The sequence below is a fragment of the Campylobacter concisus genome, assembly GCF_050447445.1.
In the GTDB taxonomy this organism is placed as follows: Bacteria; Campylobacterota; Campylobacteria; order Campylobacterales; family Campylobacteraceae; genus Campylobacter_A; species Campylobacter_A concisus_BI.
Genome location: NZ_JALMFW010000001.1, coordinates 309021 through 329208, shown reverse-complemented (window position 1 = coordinate 329208; position 20188 = coordinate 309021). Strand labels below are relative to the sequence as shown.

Annotated in this window: 14 protein-coding genes; 8 read left to right on the top strand and 6 right to left on the bottom strand. The window is 37.2% G+C overall.

The genetic code is table 11. The features are described 5' to 3' along the window. Position 1: 1 nt before the first annotated feature. Together MTT30_RS01695 and MTT30_RS01690 are read right to left on the bottom strand one after the other, a co-directional pair. Positions 2-1213: an ankyrin repeat domain-containing protein gene (locus tag MTT30_RS01695; protein ID WP_429800774.1), complete on the bottom strand. Its 1212-nt coding sequence runs from the start codon at positions 1211-1213 to the stop codon at positions 2-4. A 36-nt stretch (positions 1214-1249) separates the two neighbouring features. Then, entirely contained in the window at positions 1250-3835 is a 2586-nt protein-coding gene (locus tag MTT30_RS01690) for a bifunctional aconitate hydratase 2/2-methylisocitrate dehydratase (protein ID WP_429800773.1), read from the bottom strand. Positions 3836-3960: 125 nt separating this feature from the next. On the opposite strand from MTT30_RS01690, the gene MTT30_RS01685 reads away from it, so the two are divergent. Continuing rightward, entirely contained in the window at positions 3961-4419 is a 459-nt protein-coding gene (locus MTT30_RS01685) for a methylated-DNA--[protein]-cysteine S-methyltransferase (protein ID WP_429800772.1), read from the top strand. 615 nt (positions 4420-5034) lie between these two features. Here MTT30_RS01685 and lon read toward each other — a convergent pair. Both lon and MTT30_RS01675 read right to left on the bottom strand, forming a co-directional pair. Then, positions 5035-7452 (bottom strand): endopeptidase La, encoded by a 2418-nt coding sequence (lon, locus tag MTT30_RS01680; RefSeq protein ID WP_429800771.1) that lies wholly within the window; start codon positions 7450-7452, stop codon positions 5035-5037. An 8-nt stretch (positions 7453-7460) separates the two neighbouring features. Next, a complete protein-coding gene (locus tag MTT30_RS01675) occupies positions 7461-8108 on the bottom strand; it encodes an outer membrane protein assembly factor BamD (RefSeq protein ID WP_429800770.1) in 648 nt (215 codons plus the stop codon). Positions 8109-8220: 112 nt separating this feature from the next. On the opposite strand from MTT30_RS01675, the gene fliW reads away from it, so the two are divergent. The 6 genes from fliW (at position 8221) to hpf (ending at position 15606) form a co-directional block, all read left to right on the top strand. Continuing rightward, positions 8221-8604, top strand: coding sequence for a flagellar assembly protein FliW (gene fliW / locus MTT30_RS01670; protein WP_429800769.1), 384 nt, complete (start codon positions 8221-8223; stop codon positions 8602-8604). Between the two features lie 61 nt (positions 8605-8665). Further along, complete coding sequence (locus tag MTT30_RS01665; RefSeq protein WP_429800768.1) at positions 8666-12874, top strand: hypothetical protein; 4209 nt, start codon at positions 8666-8668, stop codon at positions 12872-12874. Further along, positions 12868-13563: a type II secretion system protein gene (locus MTT30_RS01660; RefSeq protein WP_103593077.1), complete on the top strand. Its 696-nt coding sequence runs from the start codon at positions 12868-12870 to the stop codon at positions 13561-13563. The genes MTT30_RS01665 and MTT30_RS01660 overlap by 7 nt, the downstream gene beginning before the upstream one ends. Then, on the top strand, positions 13560-14576 hold the full coding sequence (locus tag MTT30_RS01655; RefSeq protein WP_429800767.1) for a type II secretion system protein: 1017 nt from the start codon (positions 13560-13562) through the stop codon (positions 14574-14576). Before MTT30_RS01660 ends, MTT30_RS01655 begins: the two co-directional genes overlap by 4 nt. Next, positions 14576-14998, top strand: coding sequence for a hypothetical protein (locus MTT30_RS01650; protein ID WP_103576256.1), 423 nt, complete (start codon positions 14576-14578; stop codon positions 14996-14998). The genes MTT30_RS01655 and MTT30_RS01650 overlap by 1 nt, the downstream gene beginning before the upstream one ends. A gap of 80 nt (positions 14999-15078) precedes the next feature. Further along, entirely contained in the window at positions 15079-15606 is a 528-nt protein-coding gene (gene hpf / locus MTT30_RS01645) for a ribosome hibernation-promoting factor, HPF/YfiA family (protein ID WP_021090930.1), read from the top strand. Between the two features lie 462 nt (positions 15607-16068). Here the strand turns inward: hpf and MTT30_RS01640 are convergent, their stop codons facing one another. Further along, the gene (locus MTT30_RS01640) at positions 16069-16611 is read right to left on the bottom strand and encodes a DUF1523 family protein (protein WP_103589603.1); all 543 of its coding nucleotides are present in this window, start codon (positions 16609-16611) and stop codon (positions 16069-16071) included. 71 nt (positions 16612-16682) lie between these two features. Then, positions 16683-18914 carry a nitric-oxide reductase large subunit gene (locus tag MTT30_RS01635; protein WP_103604719.1) on the bottom strand — a complete coding sequence of 744 codons (2232 nt, stop codon included), beginning with the start codon at positions 18912-18914 and terminating at the stop codon, positions 16683-16685. Positions 18915-19131: 217 nt separating this feature from the next. Between MTT30_RS01635 and MTT30_RS01630 the strand changes: the two genes are divergently transcribed. After that, positions 19132-20187, top strand: a complete 1056-nt coding sequence (locus MTT30_RS01630) for an ABC transporter substrate-binding protein (RefSeq protein WP_429800766.1) — start codon at positions 19132-19134, stop codon at positions 20185-20187. The last annotated feature ends 1 nt before the right edge of the window (position 20188 follow it).

The following is a 20188-nucleotide window of genomic DNA, read 5'->3' as shown; positions in this document are numbered from 1 at the left end:
CCTAATTGAAATTTGGTTTTAAACCCAAATTTTCTAAAAATTTGATCGTATTTTCGTTTTGTTCTTTCATGGCATAGTCAAGCGCGTTAAATCCCGCATCATCAGTAGCGTTAATATCAGCGCCGTTATCTATCAAAAGCTTTAAAATTTCTGGCGTTGCGTGAGCTGCTGCGTGCATAAAAACGCTTCTATTTGTATGCTCTAGACCGCATGTATCTTCAACCTGCGCCATACCCAAATTTATCATATTCATCTTGGCATTTTCGTCTATGTAGCTCTCGTTTGCATTGGCACCATTTTTTAGCAAAAGCTCACAAAGTGGCTTATCGCTAAACTGCACAGCATAGAAAAGTACACTTTTTCCAAAGAAATTTTTATGATTTACATCGGCTTTATTTGCAAGTAAAATTTTTACGTTTTCTATATTTTTTAAAGCAAAAAATAGCGGCGTCTCATCACCCAAATTCACATCGGCCCCACGCTTTATAATCTCTTTTATCATATCGCTACTTTTTTCGTTTAAAAGAGCAGTATTAAGCAAATTTGTAAGCTCAGCGGTACTAAAATTTTTCGAGTAGAGCAAATTTGCCAGCTCATCAAAGCTTATCTTTTGGGCGATCATCTTTTGTTCAGGGGTTAAAATTTTAGCCTTATTTATATTTTTGCCAACGCTAAATGTCAAAAACTCATTTACCACGCTAGTTGCGTAATACGCAGCACTTGGTGTATCAAGTCCAAGGCTTTCATAAAATTTTACAAGTGGAGTTTGGGCATTTTTATAGGCTTCTAAAAATTTTTTATATTTTAAAAAATTAAACAAACTTTCATTTGCCCAGTATCTAAAATACTCCATTCTGGCATCTTTTTGCTCTTCAGCAATATCAGGCTTTGCAAGCTCTTTTGTGTAAAATTCAGGTGCGAATGACGCTTTTAGCAAAAGCCATCTAAGCTTATTTAAATTTTCTTTATAAACTCTATCACCAACGCAACTTTGAGACTCACTTCTCACAGCCACACTCGCATCAAAAAGCTCTTTTACCTCTTTTAAATTTAAAAGCGAACCATCACAGTAAAATAGCCCTTCATTCGCGTAAGCAAGATCATTTAGAGTAGTTTTAAAGCTCTCTTTTTTGGCAAGATCACTGCATTCTAAAGCGTGTAAATTTATCAAAAAACAAACGCTAAAAAAGAGAAAAAAAACTACTTTTTTCATCAAAGCTCCTTAAAATTTCGCGATATTGTAACAAATTTATATACTAAACTCACTTATTTCATTAAAATTTAGATATTTATAAATTTTATCTTTGTTTAAACTAAGACTATCTTTTACTATCTTTTTATATTCATCTACACTTGGTAAACGTCCAAGTAGTGCACAAACGGCGGCTAGCTCAGCACTTCCTAGATAAACCTTCGCACCCATGCCCATTCTGTTATCAAAATTTCTGGTTGATGTAGAAAAGACCACAGCATTGTCGTTTACTCTTGCTTGATTGCCCATACAAAGCGAGCAGCCTGGTACCTCTGTTCTTGCATTTAATCTTTTAAAAATTTCATAAACGCCCTCATCTTCAAGTGTGCTTTTATCCATCTTTGTCGGTGGTGCTATCCAAAGCCTAGTTGTAAGCTTGCTCTCATGCTCCAAAATTCTAGCGAGTGCCCTGTAATGGCCGATATTTGTCATGCAGCTTCCCACAAAAACTTCATCGATATTATGTACTCTTTTGTTATCAGCTAAAATTTCACTTAGCGTTGCCACATCGTCCGGGTCATTTGGACACGCCAAAATCGGCTCATCTATCTGCGATAAATCGATCTCCAAAATTTCAGCGTATTTTGCATCTTTATCGGCTCTTAAAAGAGTTGGATTTTCAAGCCATTTTTGCATTTTTTCTTTTCGTCTAAACAGAGTCTCACGGCTCTCGTAACCAGCTTTTATCATCGCGTCAATTAGCGCAACGTTTGAGCGAACATACTCCACGACACTATCAACGCTTAAATTTACCACGCAAGCAGCTGCCGAGCGTTCAGCCGAAGCGTCACTTAGTTCAAACGCCTGCTCTACTTTTAGATTCTCAAGCCCTTCTATTTCTAAAATTTTACCCGCAAAAACGTTCTTTTTATTTTTCTTCTCAACACTCAAAAGTCCTTTTTTGATGGCAAAATAAGGTATGGCATTGACTAGATCACGAAGCGTCACGCCCTCTTTTAGCTCGCCTTTAAATTTGATCAAAACTGACTCTGGCATATTTAGCGGCATCATCCCAAGCACCGCTGCAAACGCCACTAGGCCGCTTCCCGCTGGAAAACTAATGCCAATAGGAAATCTCGTGTGACTATCGCCGCCAGTACCCACCGTATCAGGTAGTACCATGCGGTTTAGCCACGAGTGGATGACGCCATCGCCTGGCTTTAGGCTCACCCCGCCACGTAAATTTATAAATTTTGGCAAGCTCTCATGCATCACAAGATCACTTGGCTTTGGGTAAGCAGCCGTATGGCAAAAGCTTTGCAGAACAAAATCCGCCCCAAAACTAAGGCTTGCAAGCTCTTTTACTTCATCTCTAGTCATTGGCCCAGTCGTATCTTGCGAGCCAACGGTCAAAATTTCAGGCTCCACGTAGGCCCCAGCTCTCACGCCGTCCGCGCCACAAGCCTTGCCAACCATCTTTTGAGCGAGCGTATAGCCACCACCTAGCTCTTTTGGCTGATCTGGCTTTATGAGGATCTGCTCCTCGCCAAGCCCTAGAGCTTCTCTGGCCTTTTTGGTCACTTGACGTCCTATCATAAGCGGTATCCTACCACCTGCTCTTATCTCATCGCTTAGAGTGTTTGGGTTTAGTTTGAAATTTGCCACGAGTTTTTTCTCAGTGCCTGCAAGCTTATAAATTTCGCCCTTAAATGGATAAATTTCTATCTCATCGCCCATCTCAAGCTCATTTACATTTGCAACTATCGGCATTGCGCCGCTATCTTCGGCGGTGTTAAAAAATATCGGAGCTATAGTAGTGCCTATCACGATGCCGCCCGTTTTTTTGTTTGGCACGCCCTCTATCTCATCGCCCAAATGCCACTGGATCGAGTTTATGCCGCTCTTTCTGCTGCTGCCAGTGCCAACCACATCGCCAACATACGCAACTTTTTTACCACGAGTTTTAAGTTCTTTTAAAATTTCTAGACCCTCAGGTATCTTTTTAACAAGCATTGCTTTTGCGTGAAGCGGTATATCAGCCCTTGTATAGGCCTCGCTCGCTGGACTTAGATCATCTGTGTTTGTCTCACCTGGTACCTTAAAAACGACTGCATTTATACAGGTTTCGATTGGCTTTTTATGCGTGAACCACTCTGCATTTGCCCAAGAAGCAAGTACATCTTTTGCAAATTTATTGTTGCTACTTAGCTTCACTATCTCGTCAAAATATTCATGCACCAGGATGATATTTTTTAGCTCATTTGCTGCAGCACGCGCGATATTTTCATCGCTATTTTTTAGAGCCCGCACCAAAATTTCCACGTTATATCCGCCAAGCATCTTGCCTAAAATTTTAATAGCACGCATAGCGTCAAGACCGCCAACAGCAAGCCCATCTATCACTTCGCCAAGAAAGTTTGCCTTTATCTTTGCAGCGTCATCAACGCCGGGATTGATACGAGTTTCAAGCAAACTTATAAGAAATTTTAGCTCGCTTTGCGCCTTTTCGTCACCACTAGACTTGCTGGCAATCTTTATTAGCTCGCAAACTTCACTTGTTTGCTTGGCATTTAGCGCAAGCGGTGGCACGCCCTCTTTTTCTCGCTCGCTCACGTGTTTTTCGTAGTCGGTAAAAAAGCTCATGAAATTCCTTTGTGGTTTTTGCTAGTTATTTTTAGTCTAAAATCGCTATTTTGCTTGCATTTTATCAAAAAGCAAAACAAACTAAAGTAAAATTTGCCCAAAATTTCAAATTTCAAGGAGCAAATGTGTCAAAAGCTTACCTAAAATCGCCTATCGGAATTTTGGAGATCATCGCTAGCGAAAATGGAATTTGTGAGATAAATTTTGTAGATAAATTTGAAAAGATAGCGGTAAAAGATAAAAATTTAAAGCTTTGCTTGAATGAGCTAGAGGCTTATTTTAATGGCAAGCTTAAAAAATTTAGCGTAAGGCTTGATATAAAAACAACTAATTTTAGAGCAAAAATTTACGAGGCTTTACAAAAAGTACCATACGGAGAAACGACCACATACGCGGCCCTAGCACTTGCCGTAGGTCACAAAAATGCCTACCGAGCAGCAGGCTCAGCCAATGCTAAAAATCCAGTGCCTATCATCGTCCCTTGTCACAGAGTGCTAGCTAGCAGTGGGCTTGGCGGATACTCGGGCGGCGAGGGCTTGCCAACTAAAATTTGGCTTTTAGAGCATGAAGCAAAGCATAAATAGCTAAAAATTTACAGCAAAATAAAAGTCCGGCAAATTTTAAAATTTACAAGCGAACATTTTTAAAATTTATTAGAGTATTTGAAACGCGTGAAGTGCTTTAGCGCCATTGTATACATCTTAAACGTGAGTGATTTAGCAGATTTAAAAAAAAGGAAGATAAGAGAACAGCCTCGTAATTTGAGTCCTCTTGTCTCTCTTTTGAATAAAAAAGGAATTTACAAATTTTAAAATTTCATTCACTCGCAAGAACTAAAATCTAAATTCGCTTACCGCTTAGTTCAAATTTTAGAACCAAAATTACTCATTCATGAAATTTTAAAATTTGCTTGACGCTCACTTGATTTAACAAAGCGAATTTGCAAATTTTAAAACTTTACTTGCTCGCCTTGGCAACTTACCAAATTCAGGTTTCATTATTTGCTTGTCACTGAAATCGAAGCGTGATATGTTCGCTCATAAATTTTAAAATTTGTTTTTCTCTAGTGTGCTGCATGTGCTTATAATGTTTAAATTATTAATTGCTTTTATGCGTTATATGGCTTTTTGTTTGGATTTTAGAATCGTCAAAATTTATAAATTTCTCTAGCCCTAATCTTACTTAGGACTAGAGAAAAATTATTTTTTAGTTACAAGAGCATTTTTTAACACATCATCGATCGTATCTACTGCGATGATCTTCATATCAGCTTTTACTTCAGTTGGGATATCGACAAGGTCGCGGTCATAGTTTTTACGAGGTATGAGAGCTGTTTTGATGCCAGCTTTGTGAGCGGCGATGAGCTTCTCTTTTAGACCACCGATCGGCAACACTCTACCAGTTAGCGTAATCTCACCAGTCATTGCGATGTCGTGTTTGACCTTTGTGTCAGTCAGTATCGATGCGATCGCAGTTGCCATCGTAATACCAGCGCTTGGGCCGTCTTTTGGCACAGCACCTTCTGGCACATGCAAGTGAAGGTCGTAACGTCTATAAACGTCGCTGGCTTCGAGCTTGTGCTTGTCATCATCTAGTTTTGGCACGATAGCCATTGGCACTTTTAGTTTTTTGTTATCGATCAGCACTTTTACCACGCTAAACGCGATCTGAGCGCTCTCTTTCATTACGTCACCTAGCTGACCGGTGATCTGCATATTGCCTTTGCCTTGGATCCTGATAGCCTCGATCCTTAGCACGTCGCCACCGACACTCGTCCACGCGAGGCCATTTACCAAGCCGATCTGATCTTTTTTATCCGCTGGCTCGATCTCATAGACCTTTTTCTCTAAAAACTCTTTTAAATTTTTAGCCGTGACGCTGATCTTGCCTTCATTCTTTTTGGTAAGGATATTTTTGGCGACTTTTCTTAGTATATCAGCGATCCTGCGGCGTAAATTTCGCACACCACTCTCTCTTGTGTAGTCGCTAATTATTAGCTCAAGTGCCTCTTTACTGATACTAACGTCGCTTGGTTTTAGGCCGTGCTTTTTAAGCTCTTGGGGCAAGAGATATTTTTTAGCGATCTCAAATTTCTCTTGTGGGGTGTATGAGCTAAGCTCGATAAACTCCATCCTATCGCGAAGTGCAGCTGGTATCATGCCCACGTCATTTGCTGTGGCGATGAAGATGATCTTGCTAAGATCGATGTTAAAATTTAGGTAGTAGTCTCTAAATTTGTTGTTTTGCTCTGGGTCTAAAATTTCAAGTAAAACCGCGGTCGGATCGCCTCGGTAGCTTCTGCCAACCTTATCGATCTCATCAAGAACCACTACTGGATTCATCTGCTTGGCTTCTATAAGACCTTGCACGATACGCCCTGGCATAGCGCCTATATAGGTGCGGCGGTGGCCTCTTAGCTCGTTTACATCCTCAAGTCCACCAAGAGCGATCCTAACTAACTCACGTTTTAGTGCTTTTGCGATCGAGTTGGCAAGGCTTGTCTTACCAACACCTGGAGGGCCTGCGAAGCATAAAATGGCGCCGTTATTTACCTTTTCGCCAACACCTCTAAGCTCCAAAAGCTCACGCAAGGCAAAATACTCTTCGATGCGCTCTTTTGGCTTCTCTAAGCTGTAGTGATCGGCATTTAGGTGCTTGCTCACTTCAGCGATAGATGATTTTTTCTTAGCTACATTTTCAAATGGTATCTCAAGTACCCAATCAAGATAGCTTTGCAAAGTGTTTGCATCAGCTGAGTCTGGGTGCATACGCGAAAGCTTATCTATTTGTTTTTTGATCTCTTTGTAAGCGTCCTCGGCCATAAATTTCTTCTTCGCATCAAGCTTTTTGCGGTACTCTTCAAGCTCCTCTTCACGGCTCGTGTCCGCTCCAAGTTCGGCTTGGATTTGCTTTAACTGCTCTTTTAAAAAGTACTCTTTATTTGTCTTATCGATCTTTGAATGGACTTTGTTTTTTATCTCTTTTTGAAGCTTATTTGCCTCGATCTCTTCGATAACATAGTCGATGAGTTTTAGCAAGCGCTGCTCTAAATTTTCCTCTACAAAAAAGCTATAGGCGATCTGTTTTTTTAGGCGAAGTGCACTTGAAACTAGGTCACAAACCCTGATCGCTTCAGCGCTCTCTTCGATCGTCTTTAAAAGATCAGGCGGGAAAAAATGGCTAAACTGTGAAAGCTCTCTTACCTTTTCTCTTAAAACTACGATTAGTGCGTCAGTTTTGACCTGTGATGGGCGCTTGACATGGAGCATATCAACGATACCACGGAGTGGATTTATGCCTGATTGTTTTAAAATTTTACCTTTGTCTATGCCTTGAAATAGAACTTTTACACGTCCATCAGGTAGCGGCACACGGCGCATTATCGTGCCGATAACGCCAGCATCATAGATGCCATCAAAATCTCTAGCGCCGTCTTGCTGAGGCTTTGTAGGCACCACAAGGATCGGAGTCTCTTCTTGTATGGCAAGTTCGAGTGCCTTTAAATTTTCATCATCACTTAAAAAAAGCGGAGTTATCATAAATGGATATAAAAATAGCTCGTCCTCAACAATAATGGGAATTTCGGTTGGGAAGCCTTTATTTTCGTTTATTTGCAAAATTTCTCCTATTCAAACAGTTTTCTATACCATGCTACATCAGGCTTGATAAGGTCAGAATTTCTAAACGGCGAATCTTCTAGCTTTTGCTCGTAAATTTTAGCCGAAACGTCACGACCAGTCCTATTGTAAAGATCTGCTATTTGCATATCTAGGAAGTAAAGCGCGAGTTTGAATTTAATAAGCATAGTCTCAATAAGTGGCTTATATTCAGTATTTGGATACATATAAAGAAATTTCTCGATCTCTGTTACGCTATCTTCCATAAGCTTTTGGTTGCGGTTTGGCTGAGCAAATGAGTCAAAATTTGCTTTTATCTTTAGATACTGAGCAAACTCTGTTTTTGGGCCGTTGTCGCCATATCTTTTGATATACTCGTCAAGATAGTGATTTGCCATCAGATACTCTTCATCATTTGCGTGAGCTTGGGCAAGGATGAGTAAAATTTGCTCCAAAAGCGGGCTTGCTACGTGTTCGCTTGCCATTGAAACATAGTGTTTATCGGCCGCTTCAAGATCACCATCTTTTATATCAGCGATAACCTGAGCATACCACTCATCAGGAGTTAGATTGTAAAGCTCGGTATATTTTTCAGCACAACCACTAAAAAGCCCCAAAAGAGCCACAACTGCTAGAAATTTAGAAAATCTTTTCATGCTTTTCCTTAAAAAGTTTAAATCCTCGTATTCTACATTTTTTGCTATTATTTTTGTATAAATTTTTTAAAACTATGATAAAATACGGCAACTTTACAAAATAGGAGTTAGTATGATTTTTAGTGTTAAAAGCCCTATTTTAGGCTTTGAGCATATCAAGACGATGGAGTTAATTGAGCTTGATAAAATTTTTGTTAAGCTAGCAAGCAAAGATGATGAGACATCTTTTACAATGATAAATCCTTTTGCATTAAGAAGCTACGAATTCGATATTCCAAGCTATTATGAAGATCTTATGGAGATTAAAGAAAGCTCTCAACTTAGAATTTATAACATTATCGTTGTTGCACTCCCGCTTGAAAAATCAACTGTAAATTTTATAGCTCCTATCGTTTGCAATATGGATAATATGACCTTATCTCAAGTCGTTTTAGACATTGCCAAATATCCTCAGTACGGGCAAGCTGAAATGATAGAAAATTTTATACAAAAATAATAGCTAAAAGCTTTTAGAAAATCTAAGGAGAGATTTTTTATTGTTATTTAGAGGATTTGTTGTGAAGATAGCATACTTACTCTGTTCTATTGTCACGTTTGGTTTTTGTGCACCCAGAGCTTGTACGACAGCAGAAGCAGCATCTATTGGTTGTAGTGGAGCAAATTATTCTTGCTTTATAGACGCTGAAGAGTACCAAGATAACTCTTCTAAAAATATCCCACATTGCATAAGAAAATCTGATAGAACTTGGACGATAGATACTAACAACTTTGTCTCAGGTGTAGCACAAGATCATTATCATATTTATGCAAAACAATTTTCTCCATGGGGATATGGGCTATTAACTGGTATGTGGGATGATAATTCTAAAGGGTTAAGACAAAGATCAATAAATGGCAATCTAAATACCAGAGTAAATGGCGATATAGCTACCATTGGTGCTACTATTATGATTCCACAATACACTGGATATAATTTTGTTCCAGATCCATCTAATGTAACAAAAACATCATCTACAGCCGATAGAATATTTTTAAATGATGGTGGCTTTACGTCTAGTAATTACACGCTTTGCCAAAAAACATATATTTATAATCCTAGCAAGTATCCTTATTGTCAAAATTCATCCTCTTCCACATTTGATTTTAGTGAGAAAAATACCTTTATACAAAATAATTTAAAAGGCAAAAACGTAGTCTATGCCAGGCTTTACTGGGGTGGCTCTCTTTATCAAAACTGGGCCATTAAAACAAATTTATATACAAATGCTCTAAATTACATAAAAGGATATAGCAGGATTGATTTTAAAGCCCCTGGAAAGAGTGTAATCACAATAGATGCTGATCCCAAAGATGTCTTTTGGTTTGGCTCATTTAGTGAGTATAAACCAAAATCAATGACTCTTGAATCATACAATCAAAACGAGTCTAATAGCTACTATGTAAAGGCTGGAATAAACTACCAATATGTTGCAAGCGCTGATGTAACAGATATAGTTAGAGACTCTCTTGGTACTAGTGAATCAGATAGGACATTTTATGCTGGCAATATCAGATCCACTACGATTCCATTCAGTGATGATTTTATAGACCCAAATGATGGCATATATAAGGTAAACAATTCCACTAATAGAAAACTAAAAAAAACATACGGCACGCTACTATTCTCACCAGTTCAAGGGCAAAATGGTTACTGGATACAATCCATCGCACCACAATTTGCGGCTTGGAGTTTGGTCATCATTTATGACTTTGATGATAAAACTGCCGCAGCAAACAATATAGAGCCAAAGCTTGTTAGTATATTTGATGGACTAGAAAGGCTTGCAGCAGACTGGATGAAGTCAAGCGATCCATTTGGTACTGTAAAGAGCTCAACCGTAGATGTAAAATTTGAAAATATCTATACACCAAAAGCAGGCGATATAAATGCTACGCTTACAATGTTTTCTTTTGGCGGAAAGCCAGAAACAAAAGGTGAGAATATTGAAATAGAAAACGAAGGTAGCTATCTGAGTATAACCAGCAAATACAATGCAAAAGGTGATCAATTTAACTCAACCATGACAAAATTTGGACAACCTATAAATCTAGGCAAAAAATTTCACTCTCAAGCAGACTTAGATATATTTGATATATCAGACAAAATGTCACATTCCCAAAAAGAAGCAGATATAAAATTTACAGTTACAACAATTAAAAATTCAGGCAGTGCTAATGTTGTAAGCGCTGACCGTATAAATTTGGCTATGGTAGGCTTTTCTACCCGTATATATAAACCAGATGTTTGCTATATGGAATATATTTATGCAAAAAAACCTAGCGATAGTACTTTTACAAAGGTGCAGGAAAATACCCCGACAGTAGTGCCAGCAAATACTATTTTAAAAACTTTCGTTGAAGTTACAAACAATACTAATGAAGCTGCCCAAGACTTTGCACTAAAAGCTACAATAGATCCAAGCCAAATTTATAATCCAAACTCAACTTACATATACGCAGATAAAGCATCGCAAGGACCTAGTGATCTACTTACTATGTCAGGACAGGTACACTATAACGACAACACAGGCTTGCAGCAATTAAGCGGAAGCGACTTAACTTTTTATTTAGGACAAGGTGCTGCTGCAAATAAGGGTGGAGAAATGCTAATTCATCAAGGTAACTACGCTTATGCCATATATGAGACGACCCTTAAGTCTAAATTTGAGCCAAATAGTTACAAAGCCACAGTTGCTAATGCTGATATAAATTTACAGCCCTATGATACATATATAAGAAGATGCAGCAATCAAAACTACAACATTACTTTAGGCGTTAGTGCCAGTCCAAATAATTTCGTCGCAAGCAATAGACAAGACGATGGCTCGGCAACTTTTAAAGCTAAATTTAAAAATAGACTTCTAACTAAAATCGTTTCTACGCCATTTAATGTCTATATCACGAACTATGATACAGATGGCAATAAAAAAGTACCAGATGCTCCAGTGGATATAAAAGTAGAGTTGGTCGAGTCTTGCAATGCTCCAACAAATTTATATGAACAAGATATAACTTTTAATGGCGTAACTGATATTTTGTTATCAGGCATTAGTATTGACAGAGCCTATAAAAGCGTAAAATTTAGAATTTCTCATCTTGATCCAGTGACAAATACTACAAAGGTTGAATGCGAAAAATTAGATGATTTTGCCATAAGACCAAGTCACTTCAGGCTATGGGATACTGACAAGAATACGATCAATAATAACAATGTTTTAATAGGCGGCAAAGCTTATAACAACATTGCTCTTGCGGCTATGAAACCTCTTGATAGTGGCTTAGCAAATGGTTATATAAATAACATAAGTGGCTCAAATGGAGAGATAAAACTTGTGCCAGCATATAGTGCGACTTGCGATCCTAGCATTATAGAGAGTGAGAACAAACTAAGCGTAGATTTTAACGATCCAAATAAAGCATTGGGTAAAATTTTCCGTCACACGTCAAGTGGACCTGTTGGCTTTTCTTACTCAGATATAGGCGATACATATTTTTATGTATTAGACAAAGACTATACAATAACTGATCAACATACGCCATCAAGAGCTGATGATTGTGTAAAAAACTCAATTAGCAACGATCCTTCACAAGATACTGCTCAAGAAGGAAGAATCGGATGCAATATAAAGCTAGAAGGTAATAGAGATTATTTATTTAGACCAAAAGATATACAAATAAGCAAGCTAAAGATAACAAAAGATAGCGATATAACATACCTTGATAATGAAGGCATACAAAAAGCAAAGCTTAACTTTGAAGTAACTGCCAGGTTGTTTAACGATGACCCTGCAAAACTTTATAATGAAGATTGCTATGCAAAAAATATGAACTTTGACATAAAGCTAGACAGAGTTCCTTTAAATTTTACAGATAATGATGGCAATGCCGGTACATTAGCAAAAGCAAATGAAGAAATTTTATTTTTTGAAATTCCTGGCTCAAATACTAGAAAAGCAATAGATCCAAGTGCTACAAAATCAACATTTTATGTAGAGAAAAATACTTTTGTAAATGGCGTAGGCAAAGGTGAAGTATATTTTAATTTTGAAAGAAAAGTAAATCATGCTAAAAACCCTTTTACTATTTCAAGTAATGATTTTAGCTTTAGTGGCATGTCAGATAGCACCGATACAGTAAAAAAATATGAAAAACCAGTAACAGAAACAACGGCAAAATTTTACTTTGGTAGGGTTTATGCACCATTTTATGAAGGGCTTTATAGCGGCTTTTACGCCAAAATTTATTATGGTGCCTACTGCGATGGATGCAATAAAAATATCTATATGAAAGATAATGGCAAACTATGGCAAGACTTTCCAGCTGCGCCATTTTGGGCCACCAATCCAAAACACAATGCAGGAGTACTTAACTATCATGACTTTAGCTTTACAAACACTTACAGCGGCACTGTTTTAAGAAATGATGTAAGCAGCATAAGCAATGGCGAGCAGATAATTTTTATAAGAAACCCTTCGGCAGTTACTGATGTGGCTAAAATGAGAGCACCTAGCTGGCTTCTTTATAGTGAATTTGATGAGAAAACTGAAACAAATAATTTTAATCTAAATTTTCTAGTACCAAATGGCGAATGGGCTGGTAAAGTCCTAAAGAGCAATAACATAGAAGATAAGACAAGCGGCGCAGTTGGAGGTTTTATAGGAGTAAAATCAAATAGTGATAGTAACCTAGATATAAGCGACAAGACAAACAGGAGAATAGAGTGGTAAAAAGGGGCGGCTTTTCATTGATAGAGCTTATCTTGTCAGTGCTTGTAGTAGCCATAGTAAGTGCAAGCTTGCCACTAGCAGTAAGAACTACTTCAAATTTAAGCGAGCAGTCCTTAATGCAAGAAGGGCTAATGAATGCTAAAACCTATATGTCATTAATATTAAAAGCACCATTTAGCGATCAAGTCTTAATAGCCGGTAAAAACACCATGCCATCATCTATAACCACTCAAGAGGCTATAATTTTTCCTCTTATTATCTGCGACCAAGGGGCAAATCCGGATTTTTATGAAAAAAGCGGTGTAAAAGGAGAAGGACATAGGATACTTGCATATCCGGTGCAAAATTCATCTGCATGTGCCACAAGGCCTATTGATTCAAAGCTTCCAGAATCAATCAAAAGCGTAAATTTTAAAGTAAAATCTATCAAAAATTTCAATACCCAAAAATCCATCTCACCAACTGCTAGTACTACTAAACGCGACTTTATCATAGACACAGAAACGACTCCAACTATAACAAATGGAGCTGATAAATTTGTAGTTAGCACTCCTTTAAACGATAGTGACGTTTTACAGATAAAGCTAGATACGACTATGAAAACTACAAAAGAGAGCAAAAGCGTACTTTATGGATATGCCTTTAACATAGGTGAAAGTAGCACTCTAAGTGTAAAAGAATGGAAATGAAAAAAACAAAAAAAGCTTTTACATTAATTGAGCTAATAATAGTTATCACCGTACTTGGCGTTATCTCACTTATGAGCTTTAATACGCTTATGAATTTATATCAAAACTATTTTCAAAGCAAAGTAATAAACGAACTAGAAACACAAAGCGAAATCGCTCTAGAGCAAATTTCAATGCTGCTTAGCCACAGAATCAAACAAAGCGTTATCGCTAGGAAAAAAAATGGAGATTATCTAGCTCTAAATGATAGTGGCGTAAATTTAAGTAGTGACTTTGAAATTTTAGAATTTATCCCAGCTGCTTATGAGCTATTTGACGGTATCAACGAATATAAAGGAGATGATACTAGCGGAGATCCTATCATCGAAGAAGGCATATATAGCGGATATGTAGATCTTGCAAATAGCTCTGTTGCAAATGGATTAAAAAGCCCTGGAAGCAAATTTAATGATGCTTTTAGAAACGGTGTAATGGACTTGACCTGCGAAAATGACAGCAATGAAGAAGATGTAAATAGCGGCTCTAGGTGTATAAACGCCGATAATGAAAATGGTGGTTTAGTAGCGATATTTTCTAGCATACTTTATAGAGTTGGTAGTAGCTTTGGCTATCAAGAAAATTTAGACCAAAGGCACTTAGATATCGCAAAAGTTGGCATACAATCAATCGACACGCTTAAGATTTCAAGTGATTTTAAAAATAAAAAAATTTCAGAACAGTATAAGCTAGCTTACACAGCCATTGCCATAGCGCCAGCTGAGCAAAGTGCCGAGGATATACAAAATGGCTCTTTTGACCTTAAAATTTACTACAATTATAGGCCATGGCTAAATGAAAGCTTTAAAAAATTTAGCTCAACATCTACAAAGGATATCAAAGCCGAAAGTGCAACACTAGCTAAACATGTAACAAGATTTGTCTTTACAGAAAAAAATGGAGTCATCGCGCTAAAACTTTGCCTTAAAGCAGAAAAATCAGAAGTAACCATTTGCAAGTCAAAGGCGGTTTATTAATGAGAAAAGGATTTACGTTAATAGCAGCGATATTTTTTCTAGTTGTGGCAGCTTCTATCAGTACTCTTGCCCTTTCGATAGCTAGCACATCAGCTAGACAAAGCAGTGAAATTTATCTAAGAGAGCAAGCACAACTCGTTGCTCAAGCAGCAGCAGAGTATGCAATGTTTGAAATTTTTAGAACTGATTTCTCAAACAAATGCTTAGATAAAGTAGATGGAGAATTTAACGATATGTTCGACTTTAATGTAACAATAACTTATTTTGGAGATATCGGCATATGCACTCCACCGACCATCATGCCAGGAACAAACGGAGTCGCAAGTACTGGCAACATGATCTTTGATGTTTTTGTAAAATCAAAAGATAAAAAAACACCAAATCCTATAAATTTTCACAAACGAACTCTTCAGAAACTTTAAAATTTTATAAAGATTTTAGTTTAATTTGTTTTTAGTTTTAGCGTGTTATAATCATCTTACTTTCTATAAAGGAGATTACGATGAACATAAGCATTGTAGGAAAACAATTTGAGCTAACAGAGCCAATCAAAAACTATATCCAAGACGCTTTTGATACACTTGGCAAATACAATCTCGACATTATCTCAGCAAGATGTGTTGTAGCAGCCGATGAAAAACAAGGAAAAAAAGGCTTTAATGCAGAATTTTCTCTAAATATGGCTCACAAAGATACGATAGTCGTTCGCCAAAAAGATAAAGATCTTTACGCTGCGATCGATCTTGCTATCGAAAAAGCATCAAAAGTTTTAAGAAGAGAGCATGATAAGAAATTTACTGTTAAAGGCAAGGCTGACGACAAAGAATTTCGCTCAAGAATAGGAGAAGAAAAGATCGAAGGTGTCGAGGAGATCGTACCTATGGAACTTGAAATTTATAAACCACTTGAGGTCGAAGAAGCACTTGAAAAACTAAAATCAAGCGATAAACAATTTTATGTATTTAACGATGTTGACGCAAAAATGCGTGTGATCTACAAAAGAACAGACGGAACTTTCGGTCTTTACTAAAACTAGGGGCAACTTTGCCCCTAAAATTTATGCCAATCTACTATAAATTTCTTCTTATAGTTCAAAACCCTGCTTACAAAGACTGCTACGCCAGCAAATGGCTTTAAATTTTCAAAAATAGAATAGATATCCTTGCGTGAGATAGGTATAGATACAAGGTGAGCTTTCGTGCGAGCGCCTCTTTTTAAAAGATCTTGGCGAACTAAACTAGGTCACAAATAATAAATGGCAAGGCAAAGAATTACATGCCATAAAAAAGTGGGTGATTTTCTTAAAAATAATTGCAAGCATCAAGGCGTAGAATTTGTTTTATAGGATGAAAAACATAGATAAATATACCAATGGTATAGCAGAGCAAACGAGCTAAAAATGCCTGATAACGTCAGAAATTTTTAAAGATAAAAGAGAAACGAAGCTCCCTTTTTGATTTTTAAAATATCAAATAGCTAAAACAAACACTATCTATTTCTCTAAATTTTCACTAGTTTTTGGTCTAAAGGCCTTATTTATCTTTCTTATCCAAATGATTAGCGAGATAAACAAGATAAAGTAAAATACATAGCTAGTTACTGGCCAACTAGTATCTGTACCACTTTCTTTTAGCGAGATGACATTTCTAAATTCTTGAAGCATAGAAATTCTATATCCATAATATTTTACAGTTACGTTTTTATCGCTATTTGCAAAGCCCTGGGCCTTGGCTTGTACATCAGCTGAGTTAAATTTAAAATAAAAAGGAAATCCCCACGCAGTATCTTCATTTCTATAAGCCATGACTTTATTTGAATTATTAGAATCTTTAGTGTAGATAAAATAAACATCTCTGGTAGGGCCATCAGCTGGATTTTTAGCATCGATGATACCATCTTTGTCCATACGTTTGACATCGCCACCTGTGATTTGCACATTTGCATAGTGTGGAAATGAATAATCAACTACAAGAGCCAAAAAAGAGTGTAAGAGTACGATAAAAATAACGCAAATTCTTTTAAAAAATGTAATCATTTCTTTCCTTTTAGATTTGCGTTATTTTATGAAAAGATAGCTTAATAAAGGGGCAAAATACCCCTTTAGTTTTAAGCTTTTTTATTAAGCATGAATTTTAGAAGTTGTGCAAAGAAGCTGATTCCACCAATTATTAAAATCGTATCGCCAATCATTCTTACCCATCTTAAATTTTGCAAGTGTGATTGTTGTAAAAGCTCAGCGCTTCTTGCATACCACATACCATGCTCTAGGCTTGCAAATGCTTGATAAATTCCTATTGGAAGTAGTGAAAGCACGATCATTAGCATAAGGCCTATATTTAAACCCCAAAAGCCTACTTTCATAAGTTTTTCATCAAATTCTTGACCTTTGAATAGATAAGTAGCTACTAGCCAAACAAATCCAAGTGCTAAAAATCCATAAACACCAAATAGCGCAGCATGTCCGTGAACTGGAGTCGTATTTAGGCCTTGGATATAAAATAATGAAATCGGAGGATTGATTAAAAATCCAAATACACCAGCGCCTAGCATATTCCAGAAAGCAACTGCGATAAAGCAGTAAAGTGGCCATTTTAATGTCTTAGCCCAAGTTTGAGCAAACTGAAGTCTATAATGCTCATAAGCTTCAGCGCCAAGCAATACAAGAGGAACTACCTCAAGTGCTGAGAAACTAGCGCCAACTGCCATTATAGGTGTTGTAGTGCCTGCAAAATATAAGTGGTGGAAAGTTCCTGGAATTCCGCCTACTAAGAAAAGTGATGCACTCGCAAGTGTTGAAAATGTAGCAAATCTCTTTGAAACAAGACCAAGACTAACAAATACAAAAGCAAGTGAAGCGGTAGCAAAGACCTCAAAAAAGCCTTCAACCCAAAGGTGTACAACCCACCAGCGCCAGTATTCCATCACTGGAAGTGGACTTCTTTGACCGTAAAATAATCCTGCTCCGTAAAATAATCCAACTGCAACAGCAGAAGCTGCAAAGATAGCAAGTAAATTTTTGTCACCTTTGTTCTTAAATCCACCGATAAATCCGCGAAGTAAAAGTAGCATCCAAATGACGAGGCCAACAAATAAAATAATTTGCCAAACACGTCCAAGCTCGATATATTCATATCCTTGGTGTCCAAACCAGAAGCTTAAATTTATAGGCATAATATTTGCAATCGCTAAATACTCGCCAGCAAAACTGCCAACCACAAGGATTAGTAGTGCGTAAAATAATAAATCTACGCCAAGCTTTTGGAATTTTGGATCTTTACCGCCATTTATAATAGGTGCTAGGAAAAGACCACCTGCTAAAAATCCTGTCGCAATCCAGAAAATACTAGCCTGAATGTGCCATGTTCTAGCAAGTGAATAAGGAATATAAGCTGATAAATTTATACCGTAAAATTCCTGTCCCTCGACTGTATAGTGAGCTGTAAAGCCGCCTATTAAAATTTGGAAAGCAAAAAGAGCCAAAGTTACAAAAAGATATTTTTTAAGAGCTTTTTGAGATGGAGTTAGGCTTAATTTACTAAGCGGATCCTCGCTAATAGCTTCCAACTTTTCATCATCTTTTTTGCCATAAAAAGAGCTAAACCAAACAAGAAATCCAATACCAGCAATAAGTATTACAACACTTGCGATTGACCAAAAGATATTTTCGCTTGTTGGTACATTATCTATTAGTGGCTCATGTGGCCAGTTGTTTGTGTATGTAGCATCGCTATTAGGTCTGTTTGCTGCAGTTGCCCAGGCTGACCAGAAGAAAAAGTTATTAAGATCATCTCTATCAGAAGCATTTGGAAGAGTATTTTCTTTCATCGCATAAGCTTCTCTTAAAGATTTAAACTTAGGGTCATTTCCAAAAAGTGACGAATACTCTTGGCTTACTTGTTTCATAGCCTTTAATCTATCGCTGCTAAGTACGATTTTATCGTCTTTTACGCCATTTTCTCGGTACTCTTTTTTAAGTAGAACTTTTAGATTTGCCTTTTGCTCGTCATTCAAGTCAGCATATTTTGAGTGATAAATTTCATCTGCTTTTAACTCTAAAAATATAACTAACTCTTTATGAAGCCAGTCCGCACTCCAATCGGGTGCTTGATATGCGCCGTGTCCCCAAACAGAGCCAACTTGCATACCTCCTATGCTTTGCCAGGCCTCTTGACCTTTATAGATGCTCTCTTTGTCGATCACGACATTGCCATTCTCATCTGTAAAATTTACAACTGGTGGCGAGCTTCTATAAACCTCAACGCCGTAGTAGCCTAAAATACTAAAGCAAATTACTAGTACTGCAACAAGTGCTAGCCAATACTTTTTGTATTCACGCATTGATTCTCCTTTTTTTAAAAATTTTGAGGTGAAGTTTAGCTCATTTTAAAAAAGCAAATAATGACATATGTCAATAAAAGGAGAGAATTTATCCCATTAGTTTTATAAGAATTTACAATATATGCAAATTCTTCATAATGTATATGCAAAATTTACATAGAATTAATATAAATATTATTAACATACATGTTTATACTTCAAAAATAAAGGAAAAAATATGCAAACAAATTTTATGCATAAAGTAACCAAATTTAGCCTTGTTGCTTCACTATTTATGGCTCTTAGCCTAAACGCAGCTGAGTCTGCAAGAAGCATAACCGATATGCAAGGCGTAAAAGTAAGCGTCCCAGAAAAAGTTGAGAAGATCGCTGCACTGTGGAATGCAAACAACGAGATCATCCTAGCACTTGGCGGTATGGATAAGGTTGTAGCCACAACCGATCTGATCAAAAACAACAAGTGGTTTGAGCACGTCTATCCAAAACTTAAAAATTTACCAGCTGCACTAAATGGCAAAGACCTTCAGATCGAAGAGCTTGTTAAACTTGCACCTGACGTTATCATAGTGTATAACAAAAATTTTCAAGATGAACTTATCAAAAACGGCTTTAGCGCGGTAAATTTGATCTTTAGAGACTATCCAGATATGGAGAAAAGCATCTACGCAACAGCTGAAGTCATAGGCACTGATGATGCTAGAAAAAAAGCTGAAAAACTTGCTAGTAAAATCCACGATAACTCTGAGTTTGTAACAGCAAGAACAAAAAGCATCCCTGATGCTAAACGTCCAAAAGTACTTCACCTTCTTGGTGGTGCAAATTTGCTAAAAGTTGATGGTACAAACACCATCCAAAACACTTGGATCAAGCTAGGTGGCGGTGTAAATGCTATCAATACTGAGGGTTCAATGATCGAAGTTAGCGCTGAAGAGATCATCAATGCAAACCCTGATATCATCATCGTTGGCGGCAATGACACAGACGCACAGATCAAAAAGATAAAAGAGCACCCTGCATTCTCTGGCTCAAACGCTGTTAAAAACGGCAAAGTTTATGGTAACCCAAAAGGTGTATTTAGCTGGGATAGATATGGTGCTGAAAACGTACTTCAAATTTTATGGGCAGCAAAAACTATCCAACCAGATCTATTTAAAGATGTCGATATGAAAGTAAAAACAAAAGAGTTTTATAAAGAGTTTTTAAATCACGATCTTAGTGACAAAGAGTATGGCTATATCTTAAAAGGCCTAAACCCTGACGGTAGCAGCAAGTAAG

Excerpts from the sequence above, each read along its gene's own strand:
- MTT30_RS01695 (WP_429800774.1), bottom strand. The coding sequence starts at position 1,213 with ATGAAAAAAGTAGTTTTTTTTCTCTTTTTTAGCGTTTGTTTTTTGATA.
- MTT30_RS01690 (WP_429800773.1), bottom strand. The coding sequence starts at position 3,835 with ATGAGCTTTTTTACCGACTACGAAAAACACGTGAGCGAGCGAGAAAAA.
- MTT30_RS01675 (WP_429800770.1), bottom strand. The coding sequence starts at position 8,108 with ATGAAAAGATTTTCTAAATTTCTAGCAGTTGTGGCTCTTTTGGGGCTT.
- fliW (WP_429800769.1), top strand. The coding sequence starts at position 8,221 with ATGATTTTTAGTGTTAAAAGCCCTATTTTAGGCTTTGAGCATATCAAG.
- MTT30_RS01655 (WP_429800767.1), top strand. The coding sequence starts at position 13,560 with ATGAAAAAAACAAAAAAAGCTTTTACATTAATTGAGCTAATAATAGTT.
- MTT30_RS01650 (WP_103576256.1), top strand. The coding sequence starts at position 14,576 with ATGAGAAAAGGATTTACGTTAATAGCAGCGATATTTTTTCTAGTTGTG.
- hpf (WP_021090930.1), top strand. The coding sequence starts at position 15,079 with ATGAACATAAGCATTGTAGGAAAACAATTTGAGCTAACAGAGCCAATC.
- MTT30_RS01640 (WP_103589603.1), bottom strand. The coding sequence starts at position 16,611 with ATGATTACATTTTTTAAAAGAATTTGCGTTATTTTTATCGTACTCTTA.
- MTT30_RS01635 (WP_103604719.1), bottom strand. The coding sequence starts at position 18,914 with ATGCGTGAATACAAAAAGTATTGGCTAGCACTTGTTGCAGTACTAGTA.
- MTT30_RS01630 (WP_429800766.1), top strand. The coding sequence starts at position 19,132 with ATGCAAACAAATTTTATGCATAAAGTAACCAAATTTAGCCTTGTTGCT.